We start from the raw sequence: 12847 nt of genomic DNA on the forward strand, positions 1-12847 counted from the left end.
TTTATTTTGAGTAAAGCTCAACAACTAATGATTCATTAATTGTTGAAGGTAAATCCGTTCTATCGGGTTTATTTTTGAGTGTTCCTTTCATTGCCTTCACATCAACTTCTATCCAGGATGGGAACCCGCGATTATCAGCTGACTGCAAGGACGATTTAATGCGAAGTTGTTCTCTTGATGTTTGATCAACTTCGATAGTATCACCAGGTGTCACAATGTATGAAGGAATATTGACTCTTTTACCATTTACCAGTATGGAATTATGGCGAATTATCTGTCTTGATTCTGACCGTGATGAGCCGAATCCCATTAAATAAACAAGGTTGTCTAACCGGCTTTCTAGCATCTGGAGCAGATTGTCGCCAGTTACACCACGTTGTCTATCCGCATTTCTGTAAACTATTCTAAATTGTTTTTCTAATAATCCATAAATGCGTCTTATTTTTTGTTTTTCTCTCAACTGTACACCATAATCAGAGAGTCGTCCTTTTTTCTGTCCGTGTTGACCAGGTGGATAACTTCTACGTTCAATTGCACATTTATCCGTAAAACACTTTTCTCCTTTGAGAAAAAGCTTCTCACCTTCGCGACGGCATAATTTGCATTTTGATTCAAGGTAACGGGCCAAAAGTATTCTCCTTATATCTTATATTCTACGTTTCTTAGGTGGTCTACAGCCATTATGGGGTATAGCAGTAACATCAGAAATACTGATTATTTTGAATCCTATGCCATTCAGAGCACGTACCGCTGAGTCTCTGCCAGGTCCAGGCCCCTTAATTTTAACTTCAAGGTTTTTAACTCCACATTCTATAGCTGCTTTTCCAGCACTCTCAGCTGCAACCTGTGCAGCAAAAGGTGTACTTTTTCTGGAACCCTTAAAGCCAGCTCCACCTGAGGTAGCCCATGATAAGGCATTACCCTGGCGATCCGTGATAGTGATTATAGTGTTATTGAAGGATGCATGAATATGAGCAACACCTTCTGAAACATTCTTCTTTATTTTTTTTTTAGCTCGCGTACTTGACTTTACCATTTAATTTCCCTATCTGATTAAGTGAATATAAAAACAATCAGTTGCAAATTTATCTAGAACGTATTGCTTTTCTAGGTCCTTTACGTGTACGCGCGTTAGTTCTTGTTCGTTGTCCTCTGACTGGCAAACCTTTCCTATGCCGATAGCCACGATAGCAACCCAAATCCATTAATCTCTTTATATTCATGGAAGTTTCGCGTCGAAGATCACCTTCAATTACATATTTACCTATATGATCGCGGATTTGTTCCAACTGTTCTTCTGATAATTCCTTTAATTTAATATCGATTTCGATATTTAAATCACTGCAAATTTTTGCTGATTTCGATCGCCCAATTCCGTATATTGCGGTTAAAGCAATTCCTACATGTTGATGATTAGGTAAATTAACTCCAGCTATACGTGCCATTTCTAAACCTGTTTAAAATTAGTGGGATTTACCCTTGTTTCTGCTTATGTCTCGGATCTGTACAAATTACACGTACAACCCTGTTTCTTCTAATAATTTTACAGTTTCTACAAATCTTTTTCACTGATGCCAAAACTTTCATACTGAATCCTTCTTTTTATCTATTTAGCTCGAAAAGTTATGCGGGCTCGTGTTAAATCATAAGGTGTTAAATCTACGGTTACATTATCGCCTGGAAGTATTCTTATATAGTGCATTCTCATCTTACCTGATATATGTGCTAATACAATGTGACCATTTTCGAGTTTTACTTTAAATGTTGCATTTGGCAAGGTTTCAAGTACCTCACCTTGCATCTGTATGGTTTCTTCTTTAGCCATGAAAGTATTAAAGCAATTATCTGACAGGAAGTCGTCCAGTGTTTCCTTTCAGATTTGCTTTCTTCAACAAGCTATCATACTGGGATGACATCACATGTGATTGAACCTGGGACATAAAATCCATAGTGACAATGACTATAATTAATAAAGATGTTCCACCAAAGTAAAATGGTACATTCCACTTTAGGATTAAAAATTCAGGCAGTAGACAAACCAGTGTTACATAGATTGAGCCTGCTAGCGTTAAACGAAGCATGATTCTTTCGATATATCTTGTGGTCTGGTCACCGGGTCTTATTCCGGGTATGAAAGCCCCACTTTTCTTTAAATTATCAGATGTTTCTTTTGGATTAAATACTAATGCAGTATAAAAGAAACAAAAGAAAATGATCATTGAGGCATACAAAAAAACGTAAAACGGTTGCCCTGGCGATAAGGCTGCACTGACATCCTTTAACCAGATCATTGATTCGCCTGTGGCAAACCAGCCAGCCATCGTTGCTGGAAATAAAATAATACTAGAAGCAAAAATAGGTGGTATAACTCCTGCCATATTAAGTTTTAAAGGCAAATGAGAGCTTTGTCCACCATAGATTTTCTTTCCAACTTGTCGTTTAGCGTAATTTACAAGTATGCGGCGCTGCCCTTTTTCTATGAAAACTACAAAAGCTGTAACAATAGCAGCTGCGATAAAGATAAATAGGGCAACCAAGAAATGCATCGATCCAGTACTAACTAAATCGAGGGTACCACCAATCGCACTAGGTAATCCAGCTGCAATTCCAGCAAAGATAATCAGTGAAATACCATTGCCAATTCCTCTTTCAGTTATTTGTTCACCGAGCCACATTAGGAAAATAGTTCCAGTGACGAGTGTAATAACAGTTGTAAGTACAAACATTGGTCCCGGGTTAATAACCAGCCCAGCCTGCGATTGTAAAGCTATGGATATTCCATAACTTTGTACGAGTGCTAATAATAAGGTTCCATAGCGAGTATATTGCGTAATTTTTCTTCTACCGCTTTCGCCTTCTTTTTTAAGTGCCTCTAAATACGGTACGGCCACAGTACCTAACTGCATTATAATCGACGCAGAAATATAAGGCATGATTCCCAATGCAAAGATTGAGAATCGAGAAAGAGCGCCACCTGAAAACATATTGAACATTCCAAGTACGCCACCTTGCTGTGAATCAAACAAATCTTTCAGAATAACTGGATCGATTCCAGGTACAGGTACATGCGCACCGATTCTGTAGACTATAAGCGCAAGTAAAAGAAACCAAAGTCGCCGTTTTAGATCAGCGAATTTATCTACTTGTTTATGTGAAAATCCCTTGTTTGCCAATTGTTTACCTTTAATTACTCAACGCTGCCACCAGCGTTCTCAATTTTCTCTTTCAAACCTTTTGAGACTCTGATACCTTTAATAAAGAGTTTTGTATTTATTGTTTGGTTACTGGATAAATAAAAACGTACTTTGTTAATTTTCTGGGATATAATTTTTTTATCCTTGAGCCTGTTTAAATCAATAGTAACTTCATTGCTCTCATTTTCTAATAAGCTGGAGCGCAGACTAACAGAGCATATATTACTGCGGGATTTAAATCCTCTTTTAGGCAACCGTCTATATAAGGGCATTTGTCCACCTTCAAATCCTGTCTTATGATATCCACCCGCACGCGATTTTTGACCCTTATGACCTCTTCCGGATGTTTTGCCCTGACCACATCCTATACCACGACCAACGCGTTTACGCTGTTTGACTGAGCCTTCATTCGCTTTGATTGTATTTAAAAACATTTTATTCACACTTCACTAGATATTGAACTTTTCTAATCATACCCCGTATCGCAGGAGTATCTTCAAGTACAGATGTACTATTAATTTTTTTTAGGCCCAATCCTTTTACAGTCGCTCTGTGGCTTTTCTTTGTTGTTATCAGGCTTTTTATGAGCGTAACTGTTATTGTTTTACGGTTGTTATTATTCATTATTTGGCTTTACTTTAGAGTAGTTCCTCGACTGATTTGCCACGTTTTGCAGCGATTCCTGCTGGTGTATTCATTGAGTATAAGCCGTGAAGTGTCGCTCTTACAACATTGTAAGGATTAGTGGAGCCAATACATTTGGCTAATATATTTTGCATACCCATCACTTCAAATATAGCTCTCATGGGTCCTCCAGCAATAATGCCAGTACCTTCGGGTGCGGGTTGCATGTAAACTCGAGCAGAACCGTGCCTACCAATAACAGAATGATAGATAGTACCATTCTTCAGTTTAACCTTAATCATCGATCGTCTTGCTTCGTCCATCGCCTTCTGAACAGCAACAGGCACTTCTCGCGACTTTCCTTTGCCCATACCAACACCACCGTCACCATCACCGACAACTGTTAATGCGGCAAAACCAAGAATACGACCGCCTTTAACAACTTTGGTTACGCGGTTGATTGAAACCATTTTTTCTTTGAGGTCATCTTGACCAGTTTCATCTTGCAAATTTTTTTTATTGATTGGTTTAGCCATAATTGTCTACTGATCTAAAATTTTAATCCGTTTTCTCTTGCTGATTCAGCTAATGCTTTTACTCGACCATGGAATCTATAGCCCGATCTATCAAACGCTATGTGTTCAACACCCAGTTGAATCGCTTTCTCTGCGATTCGCTTTCCGACAATGGTAGCTGCAGTGCTGTTACCACCTTGATTTATAGAATTTTTAACCTCATTCTCTAGGGTAGAGGCACTTGTGATAGTCTGCATCTTTTCATCATCAATTAATTGCGCATAAATATGTTGATTGGTACGATGAACTGACAAACGTAATTTGCCTTGACTCGCTATGCGAATCCTAGTTTGACTTGCTTTTCGTAGTCTTTTGTTTTTAAATTTACGCATGATATATTCTATAATGTTTATTTTTTCTTTGCTTCCTTGAGCTGTACAACTTCATCATCGTACCGTACTCCCTTACCCTTATATGGTTCCGGCTTTCGAAAAGCACGAATTTCAGCTGCTGTTTGCCCTACTTTTTGTTTATCAATACCTTTTATTACAATTTCAGTAGGTGTAGTTATTTCTATATTAATCCCATCAGGGATTTTATAGTTTATAGGATGAGAATACCCTAGGTTTAGATTAATGTTACTACCATTTAATTGCGCTCTGTAACCAACTCCAACTAACTGTAGCTTTCTCTCAAAGCCTGTTGTAACTCCTTGTACCATATTTGCTATTAATGATCGAATAGTTCCGGACTGCGCATGAACTTCTTTCGAATCAATCTTCATATCAACCAGAATGGATTGATTCTCATGTTTTAATGATATATGTGGATTAACATTTTGTTCCAATACACCGTTAGGGCCTTTTACTGTGATCTTGGTACTTGCAATCGTAACATCAACATTCGATGGAACAGCAACTGGGTTTTTACTGATTCGCGACATATAATTTATATCCTTGCTTATACAACTTCGCAGAGAATCTCTCCGCCTATTCCGGCTTTCTGCGCTTGCTTTCCAGACATGACTCCGCGTGAAGTGGAGATAATTGCTATCCCCAGACCACTCATGACTTGTGGTATCTCGCTAGATGATTTGTAAATTCTCAATCCAGGCCTGCTAATTCGTTGTATACGCTCAATTACTGGCAATCCTGAATAATATTTAAGTTGTAGCTCAAGTTGTGCGTGATTATCAATAGTTTTCTTTTCAATTTCTGTTATGTAGCCTTCTTCTTTTAAAACGGAAGCTATATCAAACTTAATTTGAGAAAATGGGATACGAACCGTATTTTTTTTGGCCATTTGTGCATTTCTAATACGAGTTAGCATATCGGCTATTGGGTCACTCATGCTCATTTTGAAGCTCTTATAAAATTTAATTGTGATGTTTGTGGAATTAACCTTTCAACTACCAACTTGCTTTTATGATTCCAGGTATTTTGCCACTCATGGCTATATCTCTTAATTTACTTCTTCCCAAACCAAACTTTGAATAAACACCGCGTGAACGTCCTGTAATTGTACAGCGATTACACAATCTTACAGGACTAGAGTTACGTGGTAGGTTTTGGAGTTCTAACCTTGCGTCGTACCGTTCATCGTCAGTGAGAGATTGATCATTGATTTTTGTTTTCAGGTACTGTCTTTTCTCTGAAAACTTTTGAACGATTTTCAGTCTTTTTTTATTTCTGTTAATAATTGCTTTTTTTGCCATTTGAATATTATTGTCTAAATGGAAAGTTAAATGCGGTTAGCAAGGCTTTCGCTTCTTCATTTGTTTTAGCAGTTGTTGTAATAGATATATTTAATCCACGTATCGCATCAATTTTGTCGTAATCGATTTCAGGGAAGATAATCTGCTCTTTTATCCCCATATTATAGTTGCCTCTACCGTCAAATGATTTTGATGGAACTCCACGAAAATCTCGTATTCTAGGTATGGCTATGGATATCAATCTATCAAGAAATTCGTACATTTGAACTCCTCGTAAAGTAACCATACAACCAATTGGATAACCTTCTCGTACTTTGAAGGTTGCGATAGATTTTCTTGCCCGCGTTATAACTGGTTGTTGACCTGCTATTTTTCTTAAATCATCCAAGGCATTTTCGATAACCTTTTTATCTACCGTTGCCTCACCAAGTCCTATATTCAGTGTGATCTTGGTCACCCTTGGGACTTCCATTAAAGATTTATAACCGAATTTGTCAGTTAATTGTTTGCTAACGTGGGTTCTATATAATTCTTGCAAACGACTCATGATATATAAACTTTTGTTTTAAACCAGTTCACCACTGGATTTGTAAATTCTTACTTTATTTTGTTCGTTATCTAACTTAAATCCGACTCGATCGCACTTTTTTGTTGTTGCGTTATATAAAGCTACATTTGATATGTGGATAGGCTTATCTATATTAACAATTCCGCCAGTAGCACCTGTCGATGGATTGGGTTTCTGGTGTTTTTTTACAATATTTACACCCTGCACTTGGACCATTTCATTGCTTAAAACCTTAACAATTGTTCCTCGCTTGCCCTTATCTTTCCCGGCAAGTAAAACTACATCATCACCTTTTCTAACTTTCTTCATCTAATAGGTTCCAATTACTGATTTCTACAGGACTTCGGGGGCTAAAGACACAATTTTCATAAAACGTGATGTTCTGAGTTCTCGGGTCACAGGGCCGAAAATACGTGTACCTATGGGCTCAAGTTTGTTATTTAATAGTACTGCTGCATTACTGTCGAACTTTAATAATGAGCCATCTACACGTCTTACACCTTTTGCTGTACGTACTACTACAGCATTATAGACATCGCCTTTCTTTACTCTTCCTCTTGGTGCTGCGTCTTTTACGCTAACCTTAATTATATCTCCGATTCCAGCATAGTGTCGTTTAGATCCGCCCAGAACTTTTATGCACATTACTGATCGAGCACCAGTATTATCTGCTACTTTAAGCATTGACTGCATCTGTATCATTTCTTATTCACTTTTTTGTTAGTTTATATATAGCATAAAGCTGTTAGAATCCTATTGACAATTATTTGCCTGCCATAAACAAGAAAGCACAAATAATTTCTAAACTCAAGAGTTAAAAACGGAATGCGGGATTCTACTGTTTATAAGTGATTTAATCAAGTTCTGTAAAATCTTTTTTTCTAAGCAACTGCAACTCGTGTCAGAATCTTAATTACTCGCCATGACTTTGTTTTAGATACAGGCCTACATTCTTCTATAAGTACTATATCTCCAATTTGACTATCATTAACTTCATCATGGGCATGATATTTTTTTGTACGAGATATGATCTTACCGTATAAAGGGTGTTTAATCCTTCTCTCTACTGAGACAGTCACAGTTTTATCTGATTTATTACTTGTAATTTTTCCACTTAGGGTTCTGTTTAATTTTTCAGTCATGATCTATCTTTCGTTTTTTGGGTGATCACGGTTTTAACACGTGCAATGTCTCTTTTCACGTTTTTTAATTGATGAGAATTAGATAATTGTTGAGTTGCCAGTTGCATGCGTAAACCAAATTGAGCTTTCAACAATGAATGTAACTCTGCCTGAAGCTCAGTCAGGTTCATTTTTCTTAACTCGGTAGCATTCATTATTATCCACCTAATTGACGTGTAGTAAATATAGTTTTTACTGGTAGTTTTGCAGCAGCCAGTCGAAATGCTTCTCTTGCCAACTCTTCGTTCACACCATCCATTTCATATAACATTTTTCCTGGTTGAATCTCTGCAACAAAATACTCTGGGTTTCCTTTACCTTTACCCATTCTGACTTCAGCAGGTTTATGAGAAATAGGTTTGTCTGGAAAAATTCTGATCCAAATACGTCCACCCCGTTTGATATGTCTCGTCATAGCACGTCGCGCAGCTTCAATTTGGCGTGCGGTTATTCTTCCTCTTTCTACAGCTTTCAACCCGTATTCTCCAAAACTTACTTTTGAACCACGTGTTGCTATGCCTGTATTACGCCCTTTTTGTTGTTTCCGGTATTTAGTTCTAGCTGGTTGCAACATGATCTTCTCCAGAATCCTTATTAGAAGTAGGCATATTTGTTACTGATTCTTCGTAACTCAACTTGTCCTTTTTATTTGCTTTTTTTTTGTCTGACTCGGGAGCTGATGAAGAGATATTAGCAATTGGATTTTCTTTTCCTATTGACTCCCCTTTAAAAATCCATACTTTTATACCGATTATTCCGTAAGTTGTTTGTGCTTCTGAAGTTGCATAATCAACATCTGCCCTCAGAGTATGCAAAGGAACCCTGCCTTCACGATACCATTCTGTTCGCGCAATTTCGATTCCATTCAGTCGACCTGAACTCATAATCTTGATGCCTTGTGCACCCAGACGCATAGCATTTTGCATGGCCCTTTTCATTGCCCGTCGAAACATTATTCTTTTTTCTAATTGCTGAGCAATGTTATCGGCTATAAGCTGCGCATCTAACTCTGGCTTTCGTATTTCTTCTATATTTACGTGAACAGGAACTCCCATTTTTTTCTGGAGTTCAGTGCGGAGTAATTCAATGTCTTCGCCTTTTTTGCCAATTACAACCCCAGGCCTAGCGCTAAATATAGTGATACGGGCATTTTTCGACGGTCTCTCAATCAAGACTTTTCCAACAGAAGCATGCTTCAATTTTTTTGACAAATAGTTCCTAACTTTTATGTCTTCATTTAGCATCAAAGCAAAATTGCTACTATTCGCATACCATTTGGACAACCAATTTCTCTGTACTGACAGCCTAAAACCAGTTGGATTTATTTTTTGACCCATTGTAATTGCCTATATTTAAACACTACTTTTTTATTAATCAGCCACTGTGATCGTAATATGACAAGTTGGCTTCATTATACGATTTCCACGCCCTTTTGCTCTTGCACTAGAGCGCGGCATGTATGTTGCTCTGTCAACATATATACTTTTAATTTTCAATTCGTCTATGTCTGCACCATTATTGTGTTCTGCATTCGCAATGGCTGAATTTAGCAATTGTTTCATAATCGACGCAGCTTTTTTTGGACTAAACAACAGAACACTGATTGCTTTATCGACAGGCAATCCTCTTATCTGATCTGCTATTAATCTTCCCTTTTGCGCTGAAAGACGAACACCTTTTAATTTTGCTGTCGTTTCCATTTTCTAAATTCTATCGTTTATTTGTCTTTTTATCTGCCGCGTGGCCTTTAAAAGTTCTTGTCTGTGCAAATTCACCCAGTTTGTGACCAACCATATTTTCAGTTACAAAAATAGGTACATGTTGTCTCCCATTATGAACTGAGATAGTTAATCCAATAAAGTTTGGTAGCACTGTAGATCTTCTCGACCATGTCTTAATTGGACGTTTATCATTGGATTCTTGGGCTTTTTCTACTTTTGCAACCAAATGAGAATCTACAAATGGCCCTTTTTTAACTGATCTTGCCATTACTTATCAACCTTTTTTTGAGTAACGATGCCTGATGATCATCGTCTCTGTACGCTTGTTAGAGCGTGTTCGATACCCTTTTGCCGGCTTACCCCATGGACTTACAGGATGTCGCCCACCCGAAGTTCTTCCTTCGCCACCACCATGTGGATGATCAACTGGATTCATTGCAACACCACGCACTGTAGGCCTGATGCCTCGCCATCGTGTAGCGCCGGCTTTGCCAATAGATCGTAGGCTGTGTTCTGCGTTACTTACTTCTCCAACTGTAGCTTTACAGTTTATGTGTACTTTACGTATTTCTCCAGAACGCAGCTTCAATTGTGCATAGTTGCCATCTCTAGCCTGTAATTGTGCTGACGCTCCTGCTGAGCGTGCAATCTGTGCACCTTTACCTGGCATGAGTTCTATACAGTGCACCACGGTACCAACAGGAATATTGCGTAAAGCTAACGCGTCACCTGCTTTGATTTGAGCACTACCTCCACTTGCAATCGAATCGCCTTTCTTTATACCTTTAGGAGCAATAATATATCTTCTTTCACCATCTTGATAACACACCAATGCAATATTAGCAGAGCGATTTGGATCATATTCGATTCTCTCTACAATTCCAGGTATATTATCTTTATCACGTTTGAAATCTATCTTTCTATAATACTGTTTATGCCCACCCCCTCTGTGGCGGGTAGTAATCCTTCCGGTATTGTTTCTGCCTGCTTTTTTTGATTTCTTTTCGATTAATTCTTTTTGCGGCCTACCTTCGTATAAATCTTTATGAATCAAACGAATAACTGAGCGTCTACCCGGGGATGTTGGCCTAAGCTTTACAAGCGCCATTATTTACCCTCTGCTTTTGTTAAATGCGTAAATGTCAGTTCTTGTCCTTCTTTGACACTGACAATGGCTTTCTTCCAATTACTACGTTTTCCAACATGTCTTCCAAAACGTTTCTGTTTTCCCTTGACGTTTATAGTCTGGACTTTTACTACTTCAATTTTCTGATCTTTCCAAAGCAGTTCTACAGCATCTTTTATTTCTTTCTTCGTAGCATTTTTTATAACGCGAAATATAGTTTGGTTGTAAGCCTCACCTATGAATGTGCCCTTTTCAGAAATATAAGGAGCCTGTATCACATGCATCAGTCGTTCATAATTTGCCGGATTATTCATACATACAGTTCCTCTAGTTTTTTAATAGCTGCCGAAGTTACAAGTATGTTTTTATACTTTAACAGGCTATAAGGATCTACATGTCTTACCTCTAGCGCTAGTGTTTTGGGCAAATTTCTAGAAGAAAGATACAAATTTTCACTCATTTCATGAGTTAGTAGCAACACATCGTCATAGCCGAGTTTTTCCAGCTTTTTAGATAAATCCTTTGTTTTATGCGTATCCACTGAAATTGATTCAATTACTGTCAAGCGCCCATCTCGCAAAAGTTTAGATAGTATTACACTCATGCCAGCACGATACATTTTTTTGTTTATCTTTTTGCTAAAATTTTCGTTTGGAGTACTTGGGAATACATTTCCACCTCCGCGCCATATAGGGCTTGAAACTCTACCCGCACGTGCTCGACCACTTCCCTTTTGCCGCCACGGCTTACGGCCTGAGCATACGACTTCTGATCTTCCCTTTTGGGCTCTAGTTCCACTTCTAGCATTAGACAAATAAGAAGTTATGATCTGGTGGACAAGCGCCTCATTATATTCTCTATCAAACAAAGCATTTGAGACAGTTATATTACCCGCATCCTGGTTTTCTTCATTAATCAGTTTAAGATCCATAATTGATGCGCCTTTATTTCTCTACGTTACTATTTAATTTAATACTTGGGCGAATAATAACTTTTCCACCTTTAGAACCTGGAAGCGCTCCTTTGATCAGTAACAAGTTTCTTCCCTTGTCTACTTTGACAATTTCCAGGTTCTGTATCGTTCTCTTTACATTGCCCATTTGCCCTGACATACGCTTACCAGGAAAAATCCTTCCTGGATCCTGCGCCATACCTATCGACCCAGGCTTTCTGTGTGCCTTTGAATTACCATGTGTTGTTCTATTGGCTGAGAAATTATGCCTTTTAATTGTTCCAGCATACCCCTTACCAATTGTAATTCCAGAGATATCGACTTTTTGTCCTTCCTGAAATATATCGATCTCTATGTTTGATCCATTTTCAAACTGACTTAATTCATCATCTGAATCAATTCTAAATTCTTTTATAAGCTCACCAGCTTCTGTCCCAGCTTTCGAATAATGGCCTGTCTGTGGCTTGTTGACGCGAACAGCTCTCCTTTTGCCATAAGTTAACTGTATCGCAGTGTAGCCATCCTTATCCCGGGACTTGATTTGCGTCACACGATTTTGTGCAACATCAACAACTGTCACTGGCAGACTATCACCATTTTCAGTAAAAATACGCGTCATGCCTATCTTTCTGCCGATCAATCCTAAACTCATTATTTTTCCTATAAACTAGATTAGAACAATTTGGTCATTACAGATTTTCTTGATTCAGCCTAATGAACGAACTAATTAAAATTAGTTACAGTTTAATCTCAACATCAACACCGGCTGGCAAATCGAGCTTCATTAACGCATCTACCGTTTTATCTGTAGGATCAATGATATCCATCAGTCTCAAATGGGTTCTAATCTCAAATTGATCACGGGATGTTTTATTGACATGAGGGGATCGCAGCACATCAAACCGCTCGATTCTTGTTGGTAATGGTACTGGACCTCTAACTACAGCGCCTGTCCTTTTTGCCGTGTCAACAATCTCGAGCGCGGATTTATCTATAAGACGATAATCAAATGCCTTCAGACGAATTCTAATTTTTTGGTTTTGCATATTCAACTTTCGATCTAGTTAACTGATTATTTTTATCGGTCATCCTTTTAAAAATAACCAATTTACTCATTTGAGCACTTCTATTCTATTATTTTAGCTACTACTCCGGCGCCGACCGTTCTTCCGCCTTCCCGAATCGCAAAACGCAAACCCTCGTCCATCGCAATCGGCGCTATCAGATTCACCGTCACCGATATATTATCTCC

The 12847-nt window shown here is 38.2% G+C and carries 28 protein-coding genes; all 28 read right to left on the reverse strand.

Annotation, left to right across the window (positions count from 1 at the left end):
- Nucleotide 1: 1 nt before the first annotated feature.
- The gene (gene rpsD, locus BMX44_RS08775) at nt 2-628 is read right to left on the reverse strand and encodes a 30S ribosomal protein S4 (protein ID WP_090631364.1); all 627 of its coding nucleotides are present in this window, start codon (nt 626-628) and stop codon (nt 2-4) included.
- Between the two features lie 18 nt (nt 629-646).
- A complete protein-coding gene (rpsK, locus tag BMX44_RS08780) occupies nt 647-1036 on the reverse strand; it encodes a 30S ribosomal protein S11 (protein ID WP_090631367.1) in 390 nt (129 codons plus the stop codon).
- Nucleotides 1037-1085: 49 nt separating this feature from the next.
- Complete coding sequence (gene rpsM, locus BMX44_RS08785) at nt 1086-1445, reverse strand: 30S ribosomal protein S13 (protein WP_090631371.1); 360 nt, start codon at nt 1443-1445, stop codon at nt 1086-1088.
- Nucleotides 1446-1473: 28 nt separating this feature from the next.
- Nucleotides 1474-1587 carry a 50S ribosomal protein L36 gene (gene rpmJ / locus BMX44_RS08790; RefSeq protein WP_090631375.1) on the reverse strand — a complete coding sequence of 38 codons (114 nt, stop codon included), beginning with the start codon at nt 1585-1587 and terminating at the stop codon, nt 1474-1476.
- 19 nt (nt 1588-1606) lie between these two features.
- Nucleotides 1607-1825 carry a translation initiation factor IF-1 gene (gene infA, locus BMX44_RS08795; protein WP_090631379.1) on the reverse strand — a complete coding sequence of 73 codons (219 nt, stop codon included), beginning with the start codon at nt 1823-1825 and terminating at the stop codon, nt 1607-1609.
- A gap of 16 nt (nt 1826-1841) precedes the next feature.
- Nucleotides 1842-3173, reverse strand: a complete 1332-nt coding sequence (gene secY / locus BMX44_RS08800) for a preprotein translocase subunit SecY (protein ID WP_090631384.1) — start codon at nt 3171-3173, stop codon at nt 1842-1844.
- Between the two features lie 14 nt (nt 3174-3187).
- Nucleotides 3188-3628, reverse strand: coding sequence for a 50S ribosomal protein L15 (gene rplO, locus BMX44_RS08805; RefSeq protein ID WP_090631388.1), 441 nt, complete (start codon nt 3626-3628; stop codon nt 3188-3190).
- A gap of 1 nt (nt 3629) precedes the next feature.
- Nucleotides 3630-3818 (reverse strand): 50S ribosomal protein L30, encoded by a 189-nt coding sequence (gene rpmD / locus BMX44_RS08810; protein WP_090631391.1) that lies wholly within the window; start codon nt 3816-3818, stop codon nt 3630-3632.
- A gap of 14 nt (nt 3819-3832) precedes the next feature.
- Nucleotides 3833-4354: a 30S ribosomal protein S5 gene (gene rpsE / locus BMX44_RS08815; RefSeq protein ID WP_090631394.1), complete on the reverse strand. Its 522-nt coding sequence runs from the start codon at nt 4352-4354 to the stop codon at nt 3833-3835.
- A 14-nt stretch (nt 4355-4368) separates the two neighbouring features.
- The gene (gene rplR, locus BMX44_RS08820; protein ID WP_090631398.1) at nt 4369-4725 is read right to left on the reverse strand and encodes a 50S ribosomal protein L18; all 357 of its coding nucleotides are present in this window, start codon (nt 4723-4725) and stop codon (nt 4369-4371) included.
- Nucleotides 4726-4742: 17 nt separating this feature from the next.
- Nucleotides 4743-5276 carry a 50S ribosomal protein L6 gene (rplF, locus tag BMX44_RS08825; protein WP_090631401.1) on the reverse strand — a complete coding sequence of 178 codons (534 nt, stop codon included), beginning with the start codon at nt 5274-5276 and terminating at the stop codon, nt 4743-4745.
- Between the two features lie 17 nt (nt 5277-5293).
- Nucleotides 5294-5689, reverse strand: a complete 396-nt coding sequence (gene rpsH / locus BMX44_RS08830; RefSeq protein ID WP_090631405.1) for a 30S ribosomal protein S8 — start codon at nt 5687-5689, stop codon at nt 5294-5296.
- A gap of 52 nt (nt 5690-5741) precedes the next feature.
- Nucleotides 5742-6047, reverse strand: coding sequence for a 30S ribosomal protein S14 (gene rpsN, locus BMX44_RS08835; protein ID WP_090631409.1), 306 nt, complete (start codon nt 6045-6047; stop codon nt 5742-5744).
- Between the two features lie 7 nt (nt 6048-6054).
- Nucleotides 6055-6594: a 50S ribosomal protein L5 gene (gene rplE / locus BMX44_RS08840; RefSeq protein ID WP_090631411.1), complete on the reverse strand. Its 540-nt coding sequence runs from the start codon at nt 6592-6594 to the stop codon at nt 6055-6057.
- An 18-nt stretch (nt 6595-6612) separates the two neighbouring features.
- Complete coding sequence (rplX, locus tag BMX44_RS08845) at nt 6613-6924, reverse strand: 50S ribosomal protein L24 (protein WP_090631413.1); 312 nt, start codon at nt 6922-6924, stop codon at nt 6613-6615.
- Between the two features lie 24 nt (nt 6925-6948).
- Nucleotides 6949-7317 (reverse strand): 50S ribosomal protein L14, encoded by a 369-nt coding sequence (gene rplN / locus BMX44_RS08850; protein ID WP_090631417.1) that lies wholly within the window; start codon nt 7315-7317, stop codon nt 6949-6951.
- A gap of 179 nt (nt 7318-7496) precedes the next feature.
- Nucleotides 7497-7757, reverse strand: coding sequence for a 30S ribosomal protein S17 (gene rpsQ, locus BMX44_RS08855; RefSeq protein WP_090631419.1), 261 nt, complete (start codon nt 7755-7757; stop codon nt 7497-7499).
- The gene (gene rpmC / locus BMX44_RS08860) at nt 7754-7951 is read right to left on the reverse strand and encodes a 50S ribosomal protein L29 (protein WP_090631421.1); all 198 of its coding nucleotides are present in this window, start codon (nt 7949-7951) and stop codon (nt 7754-7756) included. The genes rpsQ and rpmC overlap by 4 nt, the downstream gene beginning before the upstream one ends.
- A gap of 2 nt (nt 7952-7953) precedes the next feature.
- Nucleotides 7954-8370: a 50S ribosomal protein L16 gene (gene rplP / locus BMX44_RS08865; RefSeq protein ID WP_090631423.1), complete on the reverse strand. Its 417-nt coding sequence runs from the start codon at nt 8368-8370 to the stop codon at nt 7954-7956.
- On the reverse strand, nt 8354-9133 hold the full coding sequence (gene rpsC / locus BMX44_RS08870) for a 30S ribosomal protein S3 (RefSeq protein ID WP_090631425.1): 780 nt from the start codon (nt 9131-9133) through the stop codon (nt 8354-8356). Before rpsC ends, rplP begins: the two co-directional genes overlap by 17 nt.
- Nucleotides 9134-9166: 33 nt before the next feature.
- Nucleotides 9167-9496 (reverse strand): 50S ribosomal protein L22, encoded by a 330-nt coding sequence (gene rplV, locus BMX44_RS08875; protein WP_090631427.1) that lies wholly within the window; start codon nt 9494-9496, stop codon nt 9167-9169.
- A gap of 10 nt (nt 9497-9506) precedes the next feature.
- Nucleotides 9507-9785: a 30S ribosomal protein S19 gene (rpsS, locus tag BMX44_RS08880; protein WP_090631431.1), complete on the reverse strand. Its 279-nt coding sequence runs from the start codon at nt 9783-9785 to the stop codon at nt 9507-9509.
- Nucleotides 9786-9791: 6 nt separating this feature from the next.
- Entirely contained in the window at nt 9792-10625 is an 834-nt protein-coding gene (gene rplB, locus BMX44_RS08885; protein ID WP_090631435.1) for a 50S ribosomal protein L2, read from the reverse strand.
- A complete protein-coding gene (gene rplW, locus BMX44_RS08890) occupies nt 10625-10957 on the reverse strand; it encodes a 50S ribosomal protein L23 (RefSeq protein WP_090631439.1) in 333 nt (110 codons plus the stop codon). Before rplW ends, rplB begins: the two co-directional genes overlap by 1 nt.
- Nucleotides 10954-11574, reverse strand: a complete 621-nt coding sequence (gene rplD, locus BMX44_RS08895) for a 50S ribosomal protein L4 (RefSeq protein ID WP_090631442.1) — start codon at nt 11572-11574, stop codon at nt 10954-10956. The genes rplW and rplD overlap by 4 nt, the downstream gene beginning before the upstream one ends.
- Nucleotides 11575-11587: 13 nt before the next feature.
- A complete protein-coding gene (gene rplC / locus BMX44_RS08900; RefSeq protein WP_090631446.1) occupies nt 11588-12247 on the reverse strand; it encodes a 50S ribosomal protein L3 in 660 nt (219 codons plus the stop codon).
- Between the two features lie 85 nt (nt 12248-12332).
- A complete protein-coding gene (gene rpsJ / locus BMX44_RS08905; RefSeq protein WP_090631449.1) occupies nt 12333-12641 on the reverse strand; it encodes a 30S ribosomal protein S10 in 309 nt (102 codons plus the stop codon).
- 80 nt (nt 12642-12721) lie between these two features.
- On the reverse strand, nt 12722-12847 hold a 126-nt coding region (locus BMX44_RS08910; protein WP_483869867.1), incomplete at its 5' end, for an EF-Tu C-terminal domain-related protein.

The organism is Nitrosomonas marina (assembly GCF_900110145.1).
GTDB lineage: Bacteria > Pseudomonadota > Gammaproteobacteria > Burkholderiales > Nitrosomonadaceae > Nitrosomonas > Nitrosomonas marina.

Coding starts and splice junctions, on each gene's coding strand:
- rplB (WP_090631435.1), bottom strand. CDS start 10,625: ATGGCGCTTGTAAAGCTTAGGCCAACATCCCCGGGTAGACGCTCAGTT.
- rpsN (WP_090631409.1), bottom strand. CDS start 6,047: ATGGCAAAAAAAGCAATTATTAACAGAAATAAAAAAAGACTGAAAATC.
- rpmJ (WP_090631375.1), bottom strand. CDS start 1,587: ATGAAAGTTTTGGCATCAGTGAAAAAGATTTGTAGAAACTGTAAAATT.
- rplV (WP_090631427.1), bottom strand. CDS start 9,496: ATGGAAACGACAGCAAAATTAAAAGGTGTTCGTCTTTCAGCGCAAAAG.
- rplC (WP_090631446.1), bottom strand. CDS start 12,247: ATGAGTTTAGGATTGATCGGCAGAAAGATAGGCATGACGCGTATTTTT.
- rplE (WP_090631411.1), bottom strand. CDS start 6,594: ATGAGTCGTTTGCAAGAATTATATAGAACCCACGTTAGCAAACAATTA.
- rpmC (WP_090631421.1), bottom strand. CDS start 7,951: ATGAATGCTACCGAGTTAAGAAAAATGAACCTGACTGAGCTTCAGGCA.
- rpsQ (WP_090631419.1), bottom strand. CDS start 7,757: ATGACTGAAAAATTAAACAGAACCCTAAGTGGAAAAATTACAAGTAAT.
- rplP (WP_090631423.1), bottom strand. CDS start 8,370: ATGTTGCAACCAGCTAGAACTAAATACCGGAAACAACAAAAAGGGCGT.
- rplF (WP_090631401.1), bottom strand. CDS start 5,276: ATGTCGCGAATCAGTAAAAACCCAGTTGCTGTTCCATCGAATGTTGAT.
- rplN (WP_090631417.1), bottom strand. CDS start 7,317: ATGATACAGATGCAGTCAATGCTTAAAGTAGCAGATAATACTGGTGCT.
- infA (WP_090631379.1), bottom strand. CDS start 1,825: ATGGCTAAAGAAGAAACCATACAGATGCAAGGTGAGGTACTTGAAACC.
- rplX (WP_090631413.1), bottom strand. CDS start 6,924: ATGAAGAAAGTTAGAAAAGGTGATGATGTAGTTTTACTTGCCGGGAAA.
- rpsC (WP_090631425.1), bottom strand. CDS start 9,133: ATGGGTCAAAAAATAAATCCAACTGGTTTTAGGCTGTCAGTACAGAGA.
- rpsM (WP_090631371.1), bottom strand. CDS start 1,445: ATGGCACGTATAGCTGGAGTTAATTTACCTAATCATCAACATGTAGGA.
- rpsE (WP_090631394.1), bottom strand. CDS start 4,354: ATGGCTAAACCAATCAATAAAAAAAATTTGCAAGATGAAACTGGTCAA.
- rplD (WP_090631442.1), bottom strand. CDS start 11,574: ATGGATCTTAAACTGATTAATGAAGAAAACCAGGATGCGGGTAATATA.
- rplO (WP_090631388.1), bottom strand. CDS start 3,628: ATGTTTTTAAATACAATCAAAGCGAATGAAGGCTCAGTCAAACAGCGT.
- rpsS (WP_090631431.1), bottom strand. CDS start 9,785: ATGGCAAGATCAGTTAAAAAAGGGCCATTTGTAGATTCTCATTTGGTT.
- rplR (WP_090631398.1), bottom strand. CDS start 4,725: ATGCGTAAATTTAAAAACAAAAGACTACGAAAAGCAAGTCAAACTAGG.
- rpsH (WP_090631405.1), bottom strand. CDS start 5,689: ATGAGCATGAGTGACCCAATAGCCGATATGCTAACTCGTATTAGAAAT.
- rplW (WP_090631439.1), bottom strand. CDS start 10,957: ATGAATAATCCGGCAAATTATGAACGACTGATGCATGTGATACAGGCT.
- rpmD (WP_090631391.1), bottom strand. CDS start 3,818: ATGAATAATAACAACCGTAAAACAATAACAGTTACGCTCATAAAAAGC.
- rpsJ (WP_090631449.1), bottom strand. CDS start 12,641: ATGCAAAACCAAAAAATTAGAATTCGTCTGAAGGCATTTGATTATCGT.
- rpsK (WP_090631367.1), bottom strand. CDS start 1,036: ATGGTAAAGTCAAGTACGCGAGCTAAAAAAAAAATAAAGAAGAATGTT.